The sequence below is a fragment of the Pseudomonas sp. LBUM1674 genome (assembly GCF_059695635.1).
Genome location: NZ_CP166779.1, coordinates 5,390,404 through 5,412,174, shown reverse-complemented (window position 1 = coordinate 5,412,174; position 21,771 = coordinate 5,390,404). Strand labels below are relative to the sequence as shown.

Below are 21,771 nucleotides of genomic sequence, written 5' to 3'. Positions count from 1 at the left end.
GGCCACTAAGCTCAGGCTCCAACGATAAGCATCAGCCGCCGAGGTTTTACCTATGCCGCAGCATTGGCCAGCCGCCGACATCGCCCGAATGATCCTCGACGGCTTTGACGATTACCGCGAGCATTTCCGTCAGATCACTGACGGCGCCCGAACCCGTTTCGAACAGGCCAAGTGGCAGGAGGCGCAAATCGCGTCGGCTGCGCGGATCAATCTGTACGAAGAAAAAGTCGGCGAAACCGTGGCGCGACTGCGCACCTCCTTCGAAGCCGACACGCTGATGGACGACAGTTGCTGGCCGCTGGTCAAGAGCGCCTACATCACGCTGATCGACCTGCGCTTCGACGATGAGTTATCCGAGACCTGGTACAACTCGATCTTCTGCGGGCTGTTCAGTCACGACCTGATCAGCGATGGCTGCATGTTCATCCACACCACCCGGCCAAGCCTGCGCCGGGCCCGTGCCGCGCAAACCCGCACCTATAAACCTCAAGGCCGGCTATCTGGCATGCTCGCAAGCGTTTTTGCCGATTACCGCTTCAGCGAGGATTACGCCGACCTGCCCGCTGACCTGCGCCGTCTCGAAGCGCAATTGCGCGAGAACCTGCCGGACTGGGTGTGCAAGGATCCGGAGTTGAGCGTCGAATTGTTTTCCTCGGTGCTTTATCGCAACAAGGGGGCGTACCTGGTGGGGCGCATCTACACCCAGGACGAGCAGTGGCCCTTGGTGATTCCGCTGTTGCACCGCGAAGGCCGCGGGATTCAGATCGATGCGTTGATCACCGATGAAGCGGACGTGTCGATCATCTTCTCCTTCACCCGCTCGTATTTCATGGTGGATGTGCCGGTGCCGGCGGAGTTCATCGGTTTCCTCAAGCGCATCCTGCCGGGCAAGCACATCGCCGAGTTGTACACCTCGATCGGCTTCTACAAACACGGCAAATCCGAGTTCTACCGGGCACTGATCAATCACCTGGCCAGCACCGACGACCAGTTCATCATGGCCCCCGGCGTACGCGGCATGGTCATGAGCGTGTTCACCCTGCCGGGTTTCAATACCGTGTTCAAAATCATCAAGGACCGCTTCTCGCCGTCGAAAAACGTCGACCGCGCCACGGTGATCGAGAAGTACCGTCTGGTGAAAAGCGTCGACCGGGTCGGGCGCATGGCCGATACCCAGGAGTTTGCCGACTTTCGTTTCCCGTTGAGCAAGTTCGAGCCGGCGTGCCTGGAAGAGTTGCTCGAAGTGGCCGCGTCTACGGTGTCGGTGGAGGACGACACGGTGCTGATTCGTCACTGCTGGACCGAGCGGCGGATGACACCGCTGAACCTTTACCTGGAACACGCCAACGCGGCGCAGGTGCGCGAGGCGCTGGAGGATTACGGTCTGGCGATCAAGCAACTGGCGGCGGCGAACATCTTTCCTGGCGACATGCTGCTGAAAAACTTTGGCGTCACCCGCCACGGGCGTGTGGTGTTTTATGACTATGACGAAATCTGCTTCCTGACCGAGGCCAACTTCCGCCATATCCCGCAACCGCGTACCCCGGAAGACGAAATGGCCTCCGAGCCGTGGTATTCGATCGGGCCGCTGGACGTGTTCCCCGAAGAATTTCCGCCGTTTCTGTTTGCCGATTCCGGGCAGCGCAAGTTGTTCGATCAATTGCATGGCGAGTTGTACAACGCCGATTACTGGAAAAGCCTGCAGGAAGCCATTCGCGCCGGAAAAGTGATTGACGTGTTCCCGTACCGACGCAAAGGGCGGGATAACGAATAACCCCACACCGATCGTTCCCACGCTCCGCGTGGGAATGCAGCCCGGGACGCTCCGCGTCCCAAGAGCGGACGCAGAGCGTCCATTGATGCATTCCCACGCAGAGCGTGGGAACGATCACACGGCCGCGCAGCGGCCGTAAAATCTGCGACAATCGCCCCCCTGCGCCACTAGACGACTTATTGCGTACCTGATGACTGACGAATCGCCTTCCATCGACAAACTGCTGAAAAACCTCGATCACGCCATGCTCGCCGACCGTCACCGGCTGCGGCGGCAGTTGCTCGAGCTGCGCAAAAAACCTGACGAGGCCAAGCTGGCCCAGTGGGTGACGCGCACGCAGGCATCCTGTGACCAGGTGCTGGCGCGGCGTGCCAGCCTGCCGGTGGTGCGTTACGACGACAGCCTGCCGATCGCCGCCAAGCGCGATGAGATCAAGGCGGCGTTGCTCAAGCATCAGGTATTGATCATCGCCGGCGAAACCGGTTCGGGTAAAACCACCCAGTTGCCGAAAATCTGCCTGGAAATCGGCCGCGGCCAGCATGGCCTGATCGGCCACACCCAGCCGCGTCGGATCGCTGCGCGCAGCGTGGCCAGTCGGGTCGCCGAAGAGCTGGGCACGCCGTTGGGCGCGCTGGTCGGCTATCAGGTGCGGTTCGAGGATCAGAGCGATTCCAATACCTTGATCAAGCTGATGACCGACGGCATCCTGCTGGCGGAAACCCAGAACGACCGCTACCTCGAACGCTACGACACGATCATCGTCGACGAAGCCCACGAACGCAGCCTGAACATCGACTTCCTGCTCGGCTATCTGAAAACCCTGCTGCCCCGTCGTCCGGACCTGAAAGTCATCATCACCTCGGCGACCATCGACCTGGAGCGTTTTTCCAAGCACTTCGACGACGCGCCGATCGTCGAAGTCTCCGGCCGCACCTTCCCGGTAGAGACCTGGTATCGCCCGCTGACCCTGGAGCAGGACGAGGAGGGCAACCGCGTCGAGGATGACTTGACGGTGGATCAGGCCATTCTGGCCACCCTCGACGAAATCGCCGCGTTCGAACGCAGCGAGCGCAAGAGCCCGGGCGATGTGCTGGTGTTCCTGCCCGGCGAACGGGAGATTCGCGACGCCGCCGACATGTTGCGCAAGGCCCAGCTCAAGCACACCGAAATCCTGCCGCTGTATGCACGCTTGTCGCCGGCCGAACAGCAGCGAATTTTCCAGTCGCACCCAGGCCGTCGCGTGGTGCTGGCGACCAACGTCGCCGAAACCTCGCTGACGGTGCCGGGCATTCGTTACGTGATCGACAGCGGCACCGCGCGCATCAGTCGCTACAGCTATCGGGCCAAGGTCCAGCGCCTGCCCATCGAAGCCATTTCCCAGGCCAGCGCCAACCAGCGCAAAGGCCGCTGCGGGCGGGTCGAGCCGGGCATCTGCGTGCGGCTGTTCAGCGAAGAGGACTTTATCGGTCGTCCGGAATTTACCGACCCGGAGATCCTGCGCACCAACCTCGCGGCGGTGATTTTGCAGATGCTGCACCTGCGCCTGGGCGAGATCACCGATTTTCCGTTTATCGAGCCACCGGATGGCAAGGCCATCAGCGACGGTTTCAACCTGCTGCAAGAACTCTCGGCAGTGGATCGCAACAGCCAGCTGACCCCGCTTGGTCGTCAACTGGCGAGACTGCCAGTGGACCCGCGCATGGGCCGCATGCTGCTGGAAGCGGCGAAGCTCGGCAGCTTGCAGGAAGTGCTGATCGTCGCCAGCGCCATGTCGATCCAGGATCCGCGCGAACGTCCGCCGGAGCGTCAGCAAGCGGCGGATCAGGCCCACGCGCAATGGAAAGACGTGGACTCGGACTTCGCCGGGCTGGTCAATCTGTGGCGTGGTTTTGAAGAACAGCGCCAGGCCCTGACGGCGAGTCCGTTGCGTAACTGGTGCCGCAAGAATTTCCTCAATTACTTGCGCCTGCGCGAGTGGCGCGATTCTCACCGGCAGTTGAGCCTGATCTGCCGCGACATGCAGCTGAGCCTCAATAAAGAGCCGGCGGACTACCCGAAGCTGCACAAAGCCGTGCTCTCGGGCCTGCTCAGCCAGATCGGTCAGAAAACCGAAGACGGCGATTACCTCGGTGCCCGTCAGCGACGCTTCTGGATTCACCCGTCCTCCGGGCTGGGTAAAAAGCGCCCGCAATGGTTAATGGCCGCCGAACTGGTGGAAACCACCAAGCTTTATGCGCGGATGGTGGCCAAGATCGATGCCGACTGGATCGAGCCGCTCGCCGGGCACCTGATCAAGAAAAACCACTTCGAACCCCATTGGGAGAAGAAGCGCGGCCAGGTCGTGGCGTTCGAGCAGATCACCTTGTTCGGGCTGATCGTGGTCGGTCGCCGGCCGGTGCATTACGGGCCGGTCGACCCGGTGGTGTCCCGCGAGTTGTTTATCCGCGAAGGCTTGGTGCGTGGCGAGATTCAATCCCGGGCCAGATGCCTGACGGCCAACAAACAACTGTTGGAACAACTCGACGAACTGGAAGCCAAGGCGCGTCGTCGGGACATTCTGGCCGACGAAGAAACCCTGTTCGCCTTCTACGACGCGCGACTGCCGGCCGAGATCCACCAGACCGCGACCTTCGACAGCTGGTACCGGGTCAACAGCCAGAAAGATCCACAGCTGCTGATCATGCGCGAAGAGGACGTGCTGGCCCGCGAGGCCAGTGAAGTCACCGCCGCGCATTACCCGGACACCTTGCACATCGGCGATCTGGAGCTGGCCCTGAGTTACCACTTCGAGCCCAACCATCCACGCGACGGCGTGACCCTGCGGGTGCCGGCGCCGCTGTTGCCGATGCTGCCGCCGGAACGCCTGGAGTGGTTGGTGCCGGGGGTGATCGAGGCCAAGTGCATCGCGCTGGTGCGCAACCTGCCCAAAGCCCTGCGCAAGAACTTCGTGCCGGTGCCGGACTTCGTCAAAGCCGCGTTGCAACGCATGACCTTTGCCGAGGGTTCGTTGCCCCAGGCACTGGGTCGCGAGCTGCTGCGCATGACCGGGGCGCGGGTCAGCGACGAAGCCTGGGCCGAAGCGGCGCAGCAGGTCGACAGCCATTTGCGGATGAACCTGGAAATCGTCGATGGTCAGGGCAAGTTTCTCGGTGAAGGGCGTGACCTGGCCGAGTTGACCGCGCGCTTTGCCGAGGCCAGTCAGGCCGCCCTGGCCGTGCCGCAAACCGCAAAAAGCCAGCAACCGGTGGAGGCGAAAGTCTTCGCCGCCGTCGCTGAAAAGACCCAACAGAAGATCGCCGGGCTGTCGATGACGGTGTATCCGGCGCTGGTGGAAGAGAGCGGCACGGTCAAGGAGGGGCGTTTCTCGACGCCGGCCGAAGCCGAGTTCCAGCATCGTCGGGCCTTGCAGCGTTTGTTGATGCAACAACTGGCAGAGCCGGCGAAGTTCCTGCGCGGCAAGTTGCCGGGGCTGACCGAGCTGGGCCTGATGTACCGCGACATGGGGCGTATCGACAGCCTGGTGGAAGACATCCTGCTGGCCAGTCTCGACAGCTGCATTCTTGAAGGTGAGGACCCGCTGCCGCGCGATGGCGCCGGGCTGGCGGCGCTTGCCGAGCGCAAGCGCGGTGGCTGGACCGAGCACGCCGAGCGGTTGGCGAAGCTGACGCTGGAGATTCTCAAGCTCTGGCACGGTCTGCAAAAACGTTTCAAGGGCAAGATCGACCTGGCGCAAGCCGTGGCCCTGAACGACATCAAGCAGCAGCTCAGTCATCTGGTCTATCCGGGTTTTGTGCGTGAAACGCCGATGCAGTGGCTCAAGGAACTGCCACGCTACCTCAGGGCCATCGAGCAGCGCTTCGAAAAACTCGGCGCTCAGGTGCAGAAGGACCGGGTCTGGAGCGGCGAATTGTCCGGCCTCTGGGCTCAATACCAGACCCGCGCCAACAAACACGCCCAGGAAGGCAAGCGCGATCCGCAGCTGGAACTTTATCGCTGGTGGCTGGAGGAATACCGGGTTTCGCTGTTCGCCCAGCAATTGGGGACCAAGGTGCCGATCTCCGACAAGCGCCTGAGCAAGCAATGGACCCAGGTCGAACCGTAGGCCCGAGGCTTGTGCAATACCTGTGGGAGCGAGCTTGCTCGCGATGAGGCCATCACATTCAACATCCATGTTGCATGTCAGGCCCCCATCGCGAGCAAGCTCGCTCCCACAGGTTTTTGTATTGCCTGCAAGTGGGAGTCATCCAGCAAAATGGCGCCAAACCCCAAGGATTATGGCAAACTTCGCGCCTATAAACGCCACCCCGCGGATTTGACCCTTCGCGGGCCCGGGCGGATCGGATTAAGCAATGCCAGGTTTTGCGTCCGGACCTGGGATAGACCCTTTGCGTGTTGGTACGCTAGTACCAATGCTTTCTGCCTGAACAGATCAGAGAAACGACCATGCATAACGTCGTCATCAGCGGCACCGGCTTGTACACCCCGGCCAACAGCATTTCCAACGAAGAGCTGGTGCAGTCTTTCAATACTTACGTCGGGCAGTTCAACGCCGATAACGCCGAAGCGATCGCCCGCGGTGAAGTCGAAGCCTTGACCGAATCCAGCGCGGCGTTTATTGAAAAAGCCTCTGGTATCAAAAGCCGCTTCGTCATGGACAAGGACGGCATCCTCGACCCGCAACGCATGGCGCCACGCCTGCCGGAGCGCTCGAATGACGAGTGGTCGGTGCTCTGCCAGATGGCCATCGGCGCTGCCGAGCAAGCCCTGCAGCGTGCGGGCAAGACCGCCGCGGACATTGATGGCGTGATCGTCGCCTGTTCCAACCTGCAGCGCGCCTACCCGGCCATCGCCATCGAAGTCCAGGAAGCGCTGGGCATCCAGGGTTTCGGCTTCGACATGAACGTCGCCTGCTCCTCGGCGACCTTCGGCATCCAGGCCGCCTCCAACAGCGTGCAACTGGGCCAGGCCCGGGCGATCCTGATGGTCAACCCGGAAGTCTGCACCGGTCACCTGAACTTCCGCGACCGCGATAGCCATTTCATCTTCGGCGACGCCGCCACCGCAGTGATCATCGAACGTGCCGACCTGGCCACCTCCCAGTACCAGTTCGACATCGTCAGCACAAAGCTGCTGACCAAGTTCTCCAACAACATCCGCAACAACTTCGGCTTCCTCAACCGCGCAGCGCAAGAGGGCATCGGTGCCAAGGACAAACTGTTCGTCCAGGAAGGCCGCAAGGTATTCAAGGACGTCTGCCCGATGGTGGCCGAGCTGATCGCCACGCATCTGGAAGAAAACCAGCTCAACGTCACGGACGTGAAGCGCTTCTGGTTGCACCAGGCCAACCTCAGCATGAACCATCTGATCGTCAGGAAACTGCTGGGCCGCGAAGCCACCGAAGAAGAAGCGCCGGTGATTCTCGACACCTACGCCAACACCAGCTCTGCCGGTTCGGTGATTGCCTTTCACAAGCATCAGGATGATCTGGCGGCCGGTTCGCTGGCGGTGCTCAGCTCGTTTGGCGCCGGTTATTCGATAGGTAGCGTGATTCTGCGCAAGCGTTGAGTTTGCTTTAAAAGATCGCAGCCTGCGGCAGCTCCTACAGGATTGGATTTCAACGCGATATCGCGGTTGGATGCAGTCGGCGTAGGAGCTGCCGCAGGCTGCGATCTTTTTTGTGGCGAGAAAAAAACTCGCGTTGGTGGATCGGACGGATGATGGGGACCGATACGCCAACGCGAGTTTGTAAAAGTAACCCGGGCTTCCTTGCCCGGGCCGTGTAGCGGGGAATCAGAACTTGGCTTCTGCATCCAGCTGCAGGGTATTGATTTTCGAATCCCGCAGGGTGGCGTTGGTGTAGTCGGAGTCAGCCATGAAGTACGTCGCACCGAGGGCGAAGTTCTTGTCGATCTCGTAGCTCACTTTCAACTTGCTGCCGCGCGAACCGGTGAAACCGTTGGCGAAGTCGGAGTCGGTGAAAGCACCGACCACGGCGTTACGTTGGATGTCGCGATAGTTGTAGTCCACGCCGAAGCCGTAGAACTTGGTCTTGACGCCGGCCAACCAGCCCATGTCCTGATCGTTGCTGGCGTCGTCGTTGTTGACGACCTGACCGTACAACGACAGCGGCATTGGCAGGCCGCCGATGTCGAGCTGACCGAAGCCTTCGTACACTTTGAACTCTTCGCCCGGACTGTTGCCGTTGATGGCCAGTGTGGCGGTGTCGTTGTCATTGTCGTAGGCGTAGAGACTGCCGCCCAGTGTCATTTTCAGGTTGTCGGTGATCGCGAAGCGTGCGCCCAACTGGCCAGCGTACAGACGCAGGTCGTGACGGAACTGCTTGCCTTCGCCGTCGACGTTGTCCTGGAGGGTGTAGTGGCCGGCGCTACCGAACAGCTCGGCCGTGCTGCCTAGCGGGTATTTGTAAGTCACAGCCAGACCTTCCGGGCTGATGTCGCTATCCCAGATGATGTCGCCCATGCTCACCCATGGCTGTGGCATCTTGCCGCCAATCAAGTGCAAATTCTTGATGGCAGTCGGGTGGTAGTCGACGTAGCCCTGGTCCAGCCAGATATCTTTCTTGGAGAAGTTGCCTTCCAGGCTCTGGTTGGTGGAGCGAGCGTCGTTGTTGTTGCCAGTGGCGATACGAATGCCGGTGTCCACTTGCGGGTTGATTTCGGTGTAGGCACCCAGGCGGGCACGAATACGTTGGCGGTCCTGGTCGCCGGTGTTGGATACGCCGTCGTTCTTGACCGTTTCCTGACGGAAACGAACGTCGCCCTTGAACTGGGTCTTGGCCGCCCACGCCAGTTTCTGGTCGAAGCTACTCAGTTCATTGGTTTTCTTCGCAGTCGCTGCGATTTGCTCATTGGTTTCTTGCTGAGCCTGACGCGCAATCTGCTGGTCCTTCTGATCCTTGGCCAGTTCGGCCTGCAGTTCAGCGTACTGCGCCTGGGAAATCGAACCGTTGGCCTTGAGCATGTCGAGCAGTTTGGCGTCGACTGCGGCGCTGGCCGGAACACTCATGGCCAGCAACAGGCCACCACACAGGGCTGCCGCAGTTTTCGTGGAAGCAAGACGCATATCAATCTCCGAAGATGTAAGAGGATGACTGAGCCATCCAGGACACAACCGACCTTGAAGGACGGAAAACAGTGGCCGGGTAGAACCCGACGCTCTAAAAACTGGCGCCAGTATCGCGATGGATTATGACAAAGCAGTGGCAAAGTGATGGCGTCTCGATGACGGTCCACAAGCACCTGAAAACCCTTTTCCAGAGCGCTGCGGTCGGATAGGTCGTGTGGAGAGCTCCGCGATAAGCGATACTCGCGGGGCTTTCATGCAAAGAAGTGGAGAGGAAGTTGATGCCGCTGCAACGTCTGGAAAATCTGTCCGAAATCGCTGCGCACACCTGGGATGCCCTGGTGCCGGATAGCCAGCCGTTCCTGCGCCATGCGTTTCTCTGCGCGCTGGAAGACAGCGGCAGCGTCGGCCCCCACTCGGGCTGGCAGCCCGAGCATTTGTTGCACATGGAAAGTGACCGGTTGATCGCCGCGCTGCCCGGTTACCGCAAATGGCATTCCTATGGCGAGTATGTGTTCGATCACGCCTGGGCCGATGCCTGCGAGCGTGCCGGCATCGACTATTACCCCAAACTGTTGAGCGCCGTACCGTTCAGCCCGGTCAGTGGCCCGCGCTTGCTCGCGGCCACACTCGAAGACGGTTTCGAGCTGTTGAAAAGCCTGCCCGGCTACCTTGAGATCGAACAGCTTTCCAGTGCCCACATCAACTTCACCGATCCCTTCACCGACGCCGCATTGGTCGAACAGCCGGGCTGGTTGCAGCGCATCGGCTGTCAGTATCACTGGCAGAATCGCGGCTATCGGGACTTTCAGGATTTCCTCGACGCTCTCAGTTCGCGCAAGCGCAAGCAGATGCGCAAGGAACGCGAGCAAGTGGCGGGGCAGGGGATTGATTTCGAATGGCTTGAAGGTCGGCAGCTGGATCAGGCGCAGTGGGACTTCGTCTATGCCTGCTACGCCAACACTTACGCAGTGCGGCGGCAAAGGCCCTATCTGACCCGAGAGTTCTTCAGTCTGTTGGCCGAGCGGATGCCGGAAGCGATTCGCGTGGTGCTGGCCAAACAGGGTTCACGGCCGGTCGCCATGGCGTTCAGCCTGGTGGGTGGCGACAGTTTTTACGGTCGTTACTGGGGGTGTCTGGCAGAGTTTGACCGGCTGCACTTCGAGACCTGTTTCTATCAGGGCATGGACTACGCGATTGCCAATGGCTTCCAGCGTTTCGACGCCGGGGCTCAGGGTGAGCACAAGTTGATTCGCGGTTTCGAGCCGGTAATCACCCATTCCTGGCACTACCTGCGCCATCCCGGCCTGAAGGCCGCGGTCAAGGATTTCCTGCGCCAGGAGCGCGTCGGGGTGCTGGCGTATGCCGAGGAAGCGCGAACCGCCTTGCCCTATCGGCAAGACTGATGGGGGGCAAGATCATTCCCACGCGGAGCGTGGGAACGATCAGTCTCGGGGGATCAATCGATACCCACAAACCCACCCGTCTGGTGCTGCCACAACCGCGCATATAACCCGCCATGGGCCAGCAGTTCGGCGTGGCTGCCGGTTTCGGCGATCGTGCCTTTTTCCAGCACCACCAATCGGTCCATCCGGGCAATGGTCGAGAGCCGGTGGGCGATAGCGATCACGGTCTTGCCCTGCATCAGGGTTTCGAGGCTTTCCTGGATCGCCGCTTCGACCTCCGAATCCAGCGCCGAGGTGGCTTCGTCCATGATCAGGATCGGCGCGTCCTTGAGCAGCACCCGGGCAATCGCAATGCGCTGACGCTGGCCGCCGGAGAGTTTCACCCCGCGCTCACCGACGTGAGCGTCGAAACCGGTACGCCCTTCGGAGTCCGACAGCAACGGGATGAACTCGTCGGCCCGGGCTTTGCGCACTGCTTCCCACAGTTCGGCGTCGGTGGCGTCGGGTTTGCCGTAAAGCAGATTGTCGCGGATCGAGCGGTGCAGCAGCGACGTGTCCTGGGTGATCATGCCGATACGCTCGCGCAGGCTTTCCTGGCCCACCTCGGCGATGTTCTGGCCATCGATGAGAATTCGCCCGCCCTGCACGTCATACAGACGCAGGAGCAAATTGACCAGGGTCGATTTACCTGCGCCAGACGGACCGATCAGGCCGATTTTCTCGCCGGGTTTAATCGTCAGGTCAAGGTCGCCGATAATCCCGCTCTTCTTGCCGTAGTGGAAATCCACCTGCTCGAAACGTACTTCGCCACGGGGTACGACCAAGGGCTTGGCTTGCTCGCGGTCGGTGACGCTGACCGGCTGGGAAATAGACTGCAAACCGTCCTGGACCATGCCGATGTTTTCGAAAATGCCGGTGACCACCCACATGATCCAGCCGGACATGTTGACGATACGGATCACCAGGCCGGTCGCCAGCGCAATGGCCCCCACGGTGATCAGCGACTGCGTCCACAGCCACAGGGCCAGGCCGGTGGTGCAGACGATCAGCAAGCCGTTCATGCTGGTGATGACCACGTCCATGCTGGTCACCACCCGGCCGGCCAGTTGGGCTTTTTCGGTTTGTTCCTTGATCGCTTCGCGCGCGTATTGCTGCTCGAAGTTTGTGTGAGCGAACAGCTTCAGGGTGGTGATGTTGGTATAGCCATCGACAATCCGCCCCATGAGTTTGGAGCGCGCGTCAGAGGACACCACCGAGCGCTCCTTGACCCGCGGCACGAAGTAATAAAGGGCACCGATGAAGGCGGCAATCCAGGTCAGCAGCGGGATCATCAGGCGCCAGTCGGCTTCGGCGAACAGCACCAGCGAGCTGATGGCGTAGATCAGTACATGCCACAGCGCGTCTACCGCTTGCACGGCCGAATCGCGCAACGAGTTGCCGGTCTGCATGATGCGTTGGGCAATGCGTCCGGCGAAGTCGTTCTGGAAAAAATTCAGGCTCTGTTTGAGCACATAACTGTGGTTCTGCCAGCGGATCAGGCTGGTCATGCTCGGGCTCAGGGTCTGATGCACCAGCAAATCATGCAGGCCGACGAACACCGGGCGCAGGATCAACGCAACCACGGCCATCCAGGCCAGCTCGATCCCATGTTCCTTGAAGAAATCGACGTTCGGTGTGCCCTGGGCGAGGTCGATGATGCGGCTCAGGTAACTGAACAGCGCCACTTCGATCAACGCGCCGAACAGGCCGACGATCAGCAGGACGGCGAAACTCGGCCAGACCTGCTTCAAGTAATAGGTATAAAAAGGAAGAACCCGATCCGGTGGAGCAGCCGTCGGTGCATCGCGGAAAATGTCGATCAGTTTCTCGAAACGGCGATAAAGCATCAGTTCTCCGCCCGCGCACGGGCTCTCCTTTGAACAGTGTGAGCGGCGCACTCCGGCAGCCGCTCAAGACTTGCTGTGTAGCTTAGTCGATGACTTTGGCCGACTTGATGAACACAGGGTCGGCCGGCACATCTTTCATGCCGCCGCGAGTGGTGGTTGGCGTGTTGACGATGATGTCCACCACGTCCATGCCTTTGACGACTTTACCGAACACGGCATAGCCGTCGCCCTGGTCCAGGAAGTCGTTGTCCTTGACGTTGACAAAGAACTGGCTGGTGGCCGAATCCGGCACGGAAGTACGGGCCATGGACAGCGTGCCACGGACGTTATGCAGACCGTTCTTGGACTCGTTCTTGATCGGTGCCTTGGTTTCTTTCTGCTGCATTTGTTGAGTGAAACCACCACCCTGGACCATGAAGCCCGGAATCACACGGTGAAAAATCGTGTTGTTGTAGAAGCCGCTGTTGACGTAATCAAGGAAGTTCTTGGTACTGATCGGTGCCTTGACCGCGTCCAGTTCGATCTCGATCTGGCCGTTGGTGGTTTCAAGCAGCACGTGCGGCGCCTTGTTGGCGGGCGTTGCGGCCATCAGATTGGCGGCAAACAGCACGGAGCCGGCGACGAGGGCGATTTTTTTCAGCATGGGTCAGTGATCCTGATTGGGTTTGTGTCGACTGCGATGAGAAACTCGAGCAGGGTTTGGTTGAAACGTTCGGGTTGATCCAGCGGAGTGGCGTGGCGCGAATCGGCGACCACCACCAGCCGCGCATCGGGCAGCAGTTTTACGTACGTCTCTTTCAGCGATACCGGTGTGTAGTCACGGTCGGCGCTGACGATGAGGGTTGGACAGGCAACCCTGGAAAGTCGTTCCTGAACCCCCCAGCCAACGATCGCATCGAAACTGGCGAGATAAGCGCGCCTGTCGTTTTTTGCCCAGCGCTCGGCCATTTTTTGCCGTAATTGAGCCTGCTCGGGTTTAGGAAACAGCTTGGCGCCCAGGGCTTTGCCGATGGCGCCCATGCTGAGCACGTGCATCAGGCTCCAGCGCTTGAACCACTGCCAGTAATCGTCGCGGCTGCGCAATTTGACCTCGGGCGCACTGTTGACGATGCACAAGCTCTTGAGCAACTGTGGCTGGTCCACCGCCAATTGAAAACCGATCATGCCACCCATGGACAGGCCGACATAATGCACCGGGCCAAGGTTCAAATGCTCGATCAGCGCGACCAGGTCGGCACTGAACCCGGCGATGCTGTAGCGCTCGCGAGGTTTATCGGAGCGGCCGTGGCCGCGTACATCCGGGACGATCACCCGGTAGCGCGTCGACAAGGCCGGAATCTGCTGTTCCCAGTCCAGGGTGCTGGAACCCAGCCCGTGGACCAGCAGCAACGGCGCGCCGTGGCCATATTCCTCATAGTGCAGGTTACAACCTTCATGTTCGAAATAGGCCATGTTCACACTCCGTGTCAGGCTTGTTCAGGGGCGGCGAAAGGCGCATCCAGCGGCGCGGTATCAAACGTGCGCAGCAATTCGATGAGTATCTGTGTCGCCGGGCCCAGGGGTTTGTCCTTGTTCGAATACAGGTAGAAGCTCGGATTACGGCTGCCGCCCTGATCCAACGGTAGCAGCTTGAGCGAACCTTCCTTGAGTTCCCGTTCGATCATGTGCCGGGGCAACCAGGCAAAACCCAGGCCGCTGCTGACAAAAGTTGCCGCGGTGGCCAGGCTGCCGACGGTCCAGCGCTGTTCGGCACCGAGCCAGCCGACATCCCGTGGCTGCTGGCGACCGGAGTCGCGAATGACCACTTGCATCTGGCTTTCCAGGTCCTGGAAATTCAGTTCGCGATTGAGGCGGTGCAGGGGATGGTCGGGGTGGGCGACCGCGACGAATTCGACGTCGCTCAATTCCGCGCCCAGGTAACCGGGAATGCTGAAGCCGGTAATGGCCAGATCGGCCACGCCCTCGAGCAGTACTTCCTCCACGCCCGACAACACTTCTTCGCGCAGACGCACCCGGCAGCCACGGCTTTGCGGCATGAACGCGGTCAAGGCGCGCACGAGACGGGCGCTCGGGTACGCGGCGTCGACCACCAGTCGCACTTCCGCTTCCCAGCCTTGTTCCATGTGGTGGGCCAGGTCTTCGAGCTGACTGGCCTGTTTCACCAGTTGCCGGGAACGACGCAGCAGCACACCACCGGCTTCGGTCAGCACCGCTTTGCGACCGTCGATGCGCAGCAGCGGTACGCCGAGTTGGTCCTGCATGCGTGCCACGGTGTAGCTGACCGACGATTGCGAGCGGTGCAGCGCTTCGGCGGCCTGGGCGAAACCGCCATGATCGACCACGGCCTGTAATGTTCGCCATTGATCAAGGGTCACGCGGGGCGCTTTCATGAACAGCTCCTCTTGTCTAAGCTGGCAGTCCTTATTGGAGACTGCTGAATGAAAAAGCTTTGTGGTGTGATGTCGGGTTGTGTCGTGCTGGCGCTGCTGCCGCTGACGGCGTTTGCCTATCCGATCGATGTGCAAAAAGAGCTGAACGGCTTGAGCATCGACTACAACGCCTACGACACCGACAGCGACATCGCTTCCATTCAGGTCAACAACTTCGGCACTACCGATGCGATCTGCAAGGTGGTTTTCAACAATGGCCCGGAGGCGCCGCGCACCCGCAAGATCGACGTGCCTGCGGGCAAACACACCAATGCCACCGCGAAGTTCACCCGGACCATCATCAAGATGCGTATCAACCTGAGTTGCACCCCCAAATAGCTTTCCAACCCTGTGGGAGCGAGACCGGCTTGCTCGCGAAAGCGGTGTGTCAGGCGACAGCGATAGAGCCTGACACGACGCCTTCGCCGGCAAGCCGGTCTCGCTCCCACAGGGGTATGCTCAGTTTATAAACGAATTTATTGATGGGTTATAGCAGTTATTTGCGCTTTTTCATCGATATGGTTCTGTTTAACCTTCACTCCATCGACCTACAGCATTCTCAGATGGAGGCTACAGCCCATGTCCCGCGTTCTGATCATCGAAAGCAGTGCCCGTCAGCAAGACTCGGTTTCCCGTCAACTGACCCAGACGTTCATCAGCCAGTGGAAAGCCGCTCACCCCGACGACCAGATCACCGTGCGTGACCTGGCTGTCAACCCGGTGCCGCATCTTGATATCAACCTGCTCGGTGGCTGGATGAAACCCGCCGAACAGCGCAACGACATCGAACAGGCTTCGCTGGAACGCTCCAACCAATTGACCGACGAACTGCTGGCCGCCGACGTGCTGGTCATGGCAGCGCCCATGTACAACTTCGCGATCCCGAGCACCCTCAAGGCCTGGCTCGACCACGTGCTGCGTGCCGGGGTGACGTTCAAGTACACCGAGACCGGCCCGCAAGGCTTGCTCAGCGGCAAGCGTGCCTATGTGCTGACGGCTCGCGGCGGGATCTATGCCGGCGGCCCGGCGGATCATCAGGAACCCTACCTGCGCCAGGTCATGGCCTTCATCGGCATCCACGACGTGACCTTCATTCACGCCGAAGGCATGAACCTGGGCGGTGACTTCCAGGAGAAAGGGCTGAACCAGGCCAACGCCAGGCTTTCCCAGGTTGCCTGAGGCGTTAATCGCCAGATAATCGCTGGATGGTCTAGTGACCTGACGCAACACCTGTACGCGCATCAAACCTCCCTTTGCACTTGTTGCTCCTGAGTGCGGTAGCCCGATTGAACGCTTAGCGAGATCGGGCTTTTTTTTGCCCGCGATTTGCTGGGCTCACACACAACCCCCTGTAGGAGCTGGCTTGCCAGCGAAGGCGGCCTGGATAGCGCTGCAAGACTTGAGGGCCCCTTCGCTGCGGTGCGGCGATCCGACAAGCCAGCTCCTACAGGGGGTTTTGTATTGGTTGACGAGTCGCAGAGACGGGCAAAACCCGCTATCGTCGCCGCCATCCGAAAATGAGGCGAGCATGGGCTATCTACTTTTTGTCACGCTGATCCAGGCGTTTTCCTTCAGCCTGATCGGCGAATACCTGGCCGGACATGTCGACAGTTACTTCGCGGTACTGGTGCGAGTCGTGCTCGCTGGTCTGGTATTTATCCCGCTGACGCGCTGGCGCTCGGTGGAACCGGCGTTCATGCGCGGCATGCTGTTGATCGGCGCCTTGCAGTTCGGCGTGACTTACGTCTGCCTGTACCTGAGTTTCCGGGTGCTGACGGTGCCGGAAGTGTTGCTGTTCACCATCCTCACGCCGTTGCACGTGACCCTGATCGAAGACGCCCTGAACCGGCGCTTCAATCCCTGGGCCCTGGTGGCGGCCCTGGTGGCGGTGCTCGGCGCGGCGGTGATCCGCTACGACCGGATCAACCCGGACTTCTTCATGGGCTTTATGCTGCTGCAACTGGCCAACTTTACCTACGCTGCCGGGCAGGTGCTCTACAAGCATCTGGTGGCCCGTCACCCAAGCGACCTGCCGCACTACCGGCGCTTCGGTTACTTCTACCTCGGCGCATTGGCGGTGGCATTGCCGGCGTTTCTGTTGTTCGGCAAACAGAACTTTCTGCCTGAAGCACCGCTGCAATGGGGCGTGCTGTTATTCCTCGGCCTGGTCTCGACGGCGTTGGGCTTGTACTGGTGGAACAAGGGGGCGTGCCTGGTGAACGGCGGGACGCTGGCGGTGATGAACAATTTGCATGTGCCGGTGGGGCTGCTGATCAATTTGCTGATCTGGAATCAGGATGAAGAGCTGGGGCGGTTGTTCTTTGGCGGGTCGGTGATTCTGGCAGCGGTTTGGATTAGTCGACTAGGTATCAGACCACACGCGCAACCCGTGTAGGAGCTGGCGCAGCCTGCGATCTTTTGATCTTGAAAATCAAAAGATCGTCCGATCGCGGCCCGAGCCTTCGGCAGCTCCTACAGGGAATTGTGGTGCTACATGACATGTTTTTCTGGTTCAGGAATGTAGCTCGCACCGAGCACCGCCGGCAACAACCCAGCCCTTAGATCCCCGCCACTGGGCTGCTGATAAAGATTCAAGCCAAACTCCGGCAGCACCGCCAGCAGATAATCGAAAATATCCCCCTGGATCCGCTCATAATCGGCCCACGCCGTGGTGCGGGTGAAGCAATAGATTTCCAGCGGAATCCCCTGGGCAGTGGTCTGCATCTGGCGAACCATGCAGGTCATGTTCGGCTGAATCTCCGGGTGACTCTTCAAATACGCCAGTGCATAGGGGCGAAAAGTCCCGATATTGGTCATCCGACGACGGTTGGCCGACATCGCCGCGACGTTGCCCTGGGCTTCGTTCCAGGCCTTGAGTTCGGCCTGTTTGCGGCTGATGTAATCGGTCAGCAGATGCACCTGGGACAGCTTCTGCTCTTCGTCGTCGCGAATGAAGCGCACGCCGCTGGCATCGATGAACAGGCTGCGCTTGATCCGCCGTCCACCGGACTGCTGCATGCCGCGCCAGTTCTTGAACGACTCGGACATCAGGCGCCAGGTCGGGATCGACACAATCGTCTTGTCGAAATTCTGCACCTTCACCGTGTGCAAGGTGATGTCCACCACATCGCCATCGGCGCCGACTTGCGGCATCTCTATCCAGTCGCCGACCCGCAGCATGTCGTTGCTGGTCAGTTGTACACTGGCCACGAATGACAGCAGGGTATCCTTGTAGACCAGCAGAATAACCGCCGACATGGCGCCCAGACCCGATAGCAGCAACAGCGGCGAACGGTCGATCAATGTGGCGACGATGATGATCGCACCGAACACGTACAACACCATTTTCGCCAGTTGCACGTAGCCCTTGATCGAGCGGGTGCGGGCATGTTCGGTGCGGGCATAGATGTCCAGCAGGGCGTTGAGCAGGGCGCTGATGGCCAGCACCAGGAACAGGATGGTGAACGCCAGTGCCACGTTGCCGAGGAAGACCAGGCTGGTCTTGCCCAGCTCTGGCACCAGGTGCAGGCCGAACTGGATCACCAGCGACGGCGTCATCTGCGCCAGGCGGTGAAACACCTTGTTATGGCGAAAGTCGTTGATCCAGTGCAGTGCCGGCTGGCGCCCGAGCAGTTTGGTCGCGTGAAGAATGAGGTAGCGCGCCACTCGTCCGAGGACCAGCGCAATCACCAGCAACAAAATCAGCGCCAGGCTGGAATGCAGGAGCGGGTGCTGATCGAGTGCACCCCAGAGGTCTTGGGCGTTGAGCCAGAGCTGTTTGATATCCATGGGCAAAAAGGGTTCTTCTATAGGACGCGACGGGGCGATTAGAGCATTTAAGACGCTTTGGATGACGCTTGAGGACAAAAGGCGCAACAAAAAAACCACTGTTTAGCGCCGTTTGTATAAAGAAACTCGGCCTTCGCGCTCGAAACCGTTACCCTATGCAGCTGTTTTTTTGTATTTCTTCGAGGTAGCACCCGTGTTTTCCCAATTCGCCCTGCACGAACGCCTGCTCAAAGCCGTGGCCGAGCTTAAATTTGTCGAGCCAACGCCTGTGCAAGCAGCGGCTATTCCGCTGGCGCTCCAAGGGCGTGACCTGCGGGTGACAGCGCAAACCGGCAGCGGCAAAACCGCTGCCTTCGTTTTGCCGATCCTCAACCGCTTGATCGGCCCGGCGAAAGTCCGCGTCAGCATCAAGACCCTGATCCTGCTGCCGACCCGCGAGCTGGCCCAGCAGACCATCAAGGAAGTCGAGCGCTTCGCCCAGTACACCTTCATCAAGTCCGGTCTGATCACCGGCGGTGAAGACTTCAAGGTCCAGGCCGCGATGCTGCGCAAAGTGCCGGACATCCTGATCGGTACGCCGGGGCGGATGATCGAGCAACTCAACGCCGGCAACCTCGATTTGAAAGAAGTTGAAGTGCTGGTGCTCGACGAAGCCGATCGCATGCTCGACATGGGCTTTGCCGAAGACGTGCAGCGTCTGGTGCAAGAGTGCACCAACCGCCAGCAGACCATGCTGTTCTCCGCCACTACCGGCGGTTCGGGCCTGCGCGAGATGGTCGCCAAGGTGCTGAACGACCCTGAGCACCTGCAGCTGAACAACGTCAGCGACCTGAATGCCACCACCCGTCAGCAGATCATCACCGCTGACCACAACCAGCACAAAGAACAGATCGTGAACTGGCTGCTGGCCAACGAGACCTATCAGAAGGCCATCGTGTTCACCAACACCCGGGCCATGGCCGACCGTATCTACGGCCGCCTGGTGGCGCAGGACTACAAAGCGTTCGTGCTGCACGGCGACAAGGATCAGAAAGATCGCAAACTGGCGATCGACCGCCTGAAGCAGGGCGGCGTGAAAATCCTGGTCGCCACTGACGTCGCCGCTCGTGGCCTCGACGTGGACGGGCTGGACCTGGTGATCAACTTCGACATGCCGCGCAGCGGCGACGAGTACGTGCATCGCATCGGTCGCACCGGCCGCGCCGGCAACGATGGCCTGGCCATCTCGCTGATCTGCCACGGCGACTGGAACTTGATGTCGAGCGTCGAGCGCTACCTCAAGCAGAGCTTCGAGCGCCGCACCATCAAGGAAGTCAAAGGCACCTACGGCGGACCGAAAAAGGTCAAGGCCTCGGGCAAAGCCGTCGGCGTGAAGAAGAAAAAGGTCGACGCCAAGGGCGACAAGAAGAAAACCGGTGCCAAGGCCCCGACCAAGCGCAAGATCGCAAACCGCCCGAAGACCGACGCCCTGTCGCTGGTCAGCAAGGACGGCATGGCGCCGCTCAAGCGCCGCAAGCCGGAAGCGCCGGCTGCTGAATAAAGCGTCGGTAGCGATCCCATAAAAAACCCGGACAGTGTCCGGGTTTTTTTTCTTTGAAACCTGACTAACCCTCTTCAAATCAGATGATCGCAGCCTTCAGCTCTCGGCTTTCTTCTCAGCCGTTCCCAGCTCCTTCAATCGCTGATCGATCAACTGGCACTTGTCCGGCAAATCCTTGCTGGCAGTGCCCAGGTCCATCTTCTGCAACTCGTCGTTGATCTCCTTGGCCTTGGCCGGATTCTGTTCGGTGAGCTTGGCGACCTCCTTGGCCAGTTGTTCGCGTTTGGCCGTGGCTTCTTCAGGCGTGCAAGCCCAAACGGGAAGAGCGCAGGCGAAAGTGGCAGCCAGGGTGAGTTTCAGCAGGGTTTTCATAGGGCGAGCCTCATTTCCGGTTAAGGCGGGTTATCCGGTTGAGGGTTGAAGAGTGGAAAAAGTTCAGCGACAGCACCTCAGTCTCTGTCGGATCGTCACCGGGCGACGATCCGACAGAGGCGCGACTCAGTCTCCGCGGTCTATCCCCCATGGCAGCAACTGGATGAGGCCTTGCCTTCATACTGATCATGAAGCTGCACCCATTCCATGATTTGCTCTTCATTGCGGCCCTTGGGCGTTAGGTCCAGATAGTTGTAGGCGCCCACCAGCATGTCCAGACCGCGGGCATAAGTGGAGTAGGTATGGAAGATTTCGCCGTCTTCGTTGCGATAAAACACGCTGAGGCCGGGGAGTTCTTCTTCGGCACCGTCGGATTTTTCATAGTTGTAGGTGGCCTTGCCGGCGGCGACGTCTTCGGCCCGGGCGGAGACGCCGAAGTCGTAGTTGAAATCGCAGCCTTCGGACGAGACCCAATCGAATTTCCAGCCCATGCGCCGTTTGAACGCCTGGAATTCGGCGAAGGGTGCGTGGGAAACCGCCACCACTGCCACGTCATGGTGGGCCAGGTGCTGGTTGGCGCCGTCGATATGGTCGGACAGGAAAGAGCAGCCGGAACAACCTTCGTCCCAGCCTTTGCCGAACATGAAGTGGTAAATCACCAACTGGCTGCGGCCGCCGAACAGATCGGCCAGTTTCAACTCGCCGTCAGGGCCCTGGAAACGGTAGTCCTTGTCGATTTTCACCCAGGGCAGGGCGCGGCGCTCGGCGCTGAGTTTGTCCCGTTCCCGCGTGAAGGCTTTTTCGTTGGCCAGGTGTTGTTTGCGGGCGGTGAGCCATTCTTCTCGGGAGACGACGGGATGATTCTGAATGTTCATTGGTTTTCTCCTGCGGGATGCTGGGAGGTAGCTGACATGGGTAGTCGTTCGACCTGTGCCAAATTCGACATACCACCGGTCGGCGCTGTTCAAATCCTTAGCTGAACGGCTGCGGACGCTGTAGGTCACAACCTATGTAGGCCATTTCACTTACGGGCGCTGGAGGTTGATCAGGATGACGACTTATAACTGGGATTTGATCGAACGCTTACTGCACGAAGTACAGAACGGGGCACCCAGCTTCACGCCACGGCCCTATGCCGAACAGTACGCTGCCGAGCAAGCGACGGAGGGCGAACGGACGGAAAACCTGGATCACCTGAAGGCGGTGGCCGGCGAGTACGAAAAGTTATTGCTGGAGCGCGGCTATATCGAGCCTCGGCCCGAGGAACAGGGTGGCACCGGCTCGAACTACAGGTTGACGCCACGGGGATCGAGTTTGTTGAGCCTGATCGACAGCAGCATTCCGGGCAATGACCATCCGCGGCAGGTGCTGGATGAGCAGGAAGATGCGCTGGACGAGGTGACGTTTGATCAAGTGGCATCCAAGGCGCAGATCGCCTGATCTTGTGCAGATCGCCTGATATTGTGGTGAATGCAAAAAGATCGCAGCCTTC

At 59.9% G+C, this 21,771-nt stretch carries 16 protein-coding genes and 1 pseudogene; 9 read left to right on the top strand and 8 right to left on the bottom strand.

Annotated features, from left to right (window positions below):
- The first annotated feature begins 52 nt into the window (after positions 1-52).
- From aceK to ACA067_RS24770, 3 genes are all read left to right on the top strand, one after another.
- Entirely contained in the window at positions 53-1,774 is a 1,722-nt protein-coding gene (gene aceK / locus ACA067_RS24780) for a bifunctional isocitrate dehydrogenase kinase/phosphatase (protein ID WP_497458919.1), read from the top strand.
- A 190-nt stretch (positions 1,775-1,964) separates the two neighbouring features.
- On the top strand, positions 1,965-5,876 hold the full coding sequence (gene hrpA / locus ACA067_RS24775; protein ID WP_497458918.1) for an ATP-dependent RNA helicase HrpA: 3,912 nt from the start codon (positions 1,965-1,967) through the stop codon (positions 5,874-5,876).
- 341 nt (positions 5,877-6,217) lie between these two features.
- On the top strand, positions 6,218-7,339 hold the full coding sequence (locus ACA067_RS24770) for a beta-ketoacyl-ACP synthase III (protein ID WP_497458917.1): 1,122 nt from the start codon (positions 6,218-6,220) through the stop codon (positions 7,337-7,339).
- A gap of 225 nt (positions 7,340-7,564) precedes the next feature.
- Here ACA067_RS24770 and ACA067_RS24765 read toward each other — a convergent pair whose 3' ends face one another.
- Positions 7,565-8,857, bottom strand: coding sequence for a putative porin (locus ACA067_RS24765; protein ID WP_497458916.1), 1,293 nt, complete (start codon positions 8,855-8,857; stop codon positions 7,565-7,567).
- Between the two features lie 281 nt (positions 8,858-9,138).
- Between ACA067_RS24765 and ACA067_RS24760 the strand changes: the two genes are divergently transcribed.
- Positions 9,139-10,263, top strand: a complete 1,125-nt coding sequence (locus tag ACA067_RS24760; protein WP_497458915.1) for a GNAT family N-acetyltransferase — start codon at positions 9,139-9,141, stop codon at positions 10,261-10,263.
- 53 nt (positions 10,264-10,316) lie between these two features.
- On the opposite strand, the gene ACA067_RS24755 is transcribed toward ACA067_RS24760, so the two are convergent.
- The 4 genes and pseudogenes from ACA067_RS24755 to ACA067_RS24740 all read right to left on the bottom strand — a co-directional run bounded on the left by ACA067_RS24755 (position 10,317) and on the right by ACA067_RS24740 (position 14,539).
- A complete protein-coding gene (locus ACA067_RS24755; RefSeq protein WP_497458914.1) occupies positions 10,317-12,149 on the bottom strand; it encodes an ABC transporter ATP-binding protein in 1,833 nt (610 codons plus the stop codon).
- An 82-nt stretch (positions 12,150-12,231) separates the two neighbouring features.
- Entirely contained in the window at positions 12,232-12,792 is a 561-nt protein-coding gene (locus ACA067_RS24750) for a peptidylprolyl isomerase (RefSeq protein WP_497458913.1), read from the bottom strand.
- Positions 12,793-12,795: 3 nt separating this feature from the next.
- Positions 12,796-13,601, bottom strand: a pseudogene (locus tag ACA067_RS24745) (alpha/beta fold hydrolase).
- 14 nt (positions 13,602-13,615) lie between these two features.
- Complete coding sequence (locus tag ACA067_RS24740) at positions 13,616-14,539, bottom strand: PA3225 family LysR-type transcriptional regulator (RefSeq protein WP_497458912.1); 924 nt, start codon at positions 14,537-14,539, stop codon at positions 13,616-13,618.
- Between the two features lie 48 nt (positions 14,540-14,587).
- On the opposite strand from ACA067_RS24740, the gene ACA067_RS24735 reads away from it, so the two are divergent.
- The 3 genes from ACA067_RS24735 (at position 14,588) to ACA067_RS24725 (ending at position 16,973) form a co-directional block, all read left to right on the top strand.
- Positions 14,588-14,917 carry a 3-phosphoglycerate kinase gene (locus tag ACA067_RS24735; RefSeq protein ID WP_497458911.1) on the top strand — a complete coding sequence of 110 codons (330 nt, stop codon included), beginning with the start codon at positions 14,588-14,590 and terminating at the stop codon, positions 14,915-14,917.
- A gap of 240 nt (positions 14,918-15,157) precedes the next feature.
- Positions 15,158-15,757 carry an FMN-dependent NADH-azoreductase gene (locus tag ACA067_RS24730; protein WP_497458910.1) on the top strand — a complete coding sequence of 200 codons (600 nt, stop codon included), beginning with the start codon at positions 15,158-15,160 and terminating at the stop codon, positions 15,755-15,757.
- Between the two features lie 349 nt (positions 15,758-16,106).
- On the top strand, positions 16,107-16,973 hold the full coding sequence (locus ACA067_RS24725) for a carboxylate/amino acid/amine transporter (protein ID WP_497458909.1): 867 nt from the start codon (positions 16,107-16,109) through the stop codon (positions 16,971-16,973).
- Between the two features lie 95 nt (positions 16,974-17,068).
- Here the strand turns inward: ACA067_RS24725 and ACA067_RS24720 are convergent, their stop codons facing one another.
- A complete protein-coding gene (locus tag ACA067_RS24720; RefSeq protein WP_497458908.1) occupies positions 17,069-18,367 on the bottom strand; it encodes a mechanosensitive ion channel family protein in 1,299 nt (432 codons plus the stop codon).
- Between the two features lie 193 nt (positions 18,368-18,560).
- Here ACA067_RS24720 and ACA067_RS24715 point away from each other — a divergent pair, with 193 nt between their 5' ends.
- Complete coding sequence (locus tag ACA067_RS24715) at positions 18,561-19,907, top strand: DEAD/DEAH box helicase (protein WP_128871778.1); 1,347 nt, start codon at positions 18,561-18,563, stop codon at positions 19,905-19,907.
- Between the two features lie 96 nt (positions 19,908-20,003).
- Here ACA067_RS24715 and ACA067_RS24710 read toward each other — a convergent pair whose 3' ends face one another.
- Entirely contained in the window at positions 20,004-20,279 is a 276-nt protein-coding gene (locus tag ACA067_RS24710; RefSeq protein ID WP_497458907.1) for a hypothetical protein, read from the bottom strand.
- A gap of 140 nt (positions 20,280-20,419) precedes the next feature.
- Complete coding sequence (locus ACA067_RS24705) at positions 20,420-21,154, bottom strand: DUF899 domain-containing protein (protein ID WP_497458906.1); 735 nt, start codon at positions 21,152-21,154, stop codon at positions 20,420-20,422.
- A gap of 175 nt (positions 21,155-21,329) precedes the next feature.
- Here ACA067_RS24705 and ACA067_RS24700 point away from each other — a divergent pair, with 175 nt between their 5' ends.
- The gene (locus ACA067_RS24700) at positions 21,330-21,719 is read left to right on the top strand and encodes a transcriptional regulator (protein WP_497458905.1); all 390 of its coding nucleotides are present in this window, start codon (positions 21,330-21,332) and stop codon (positions 21,717-21,719) included.
- Positions 21,720-21,771 lie beyond the last annotated feature (52 nt).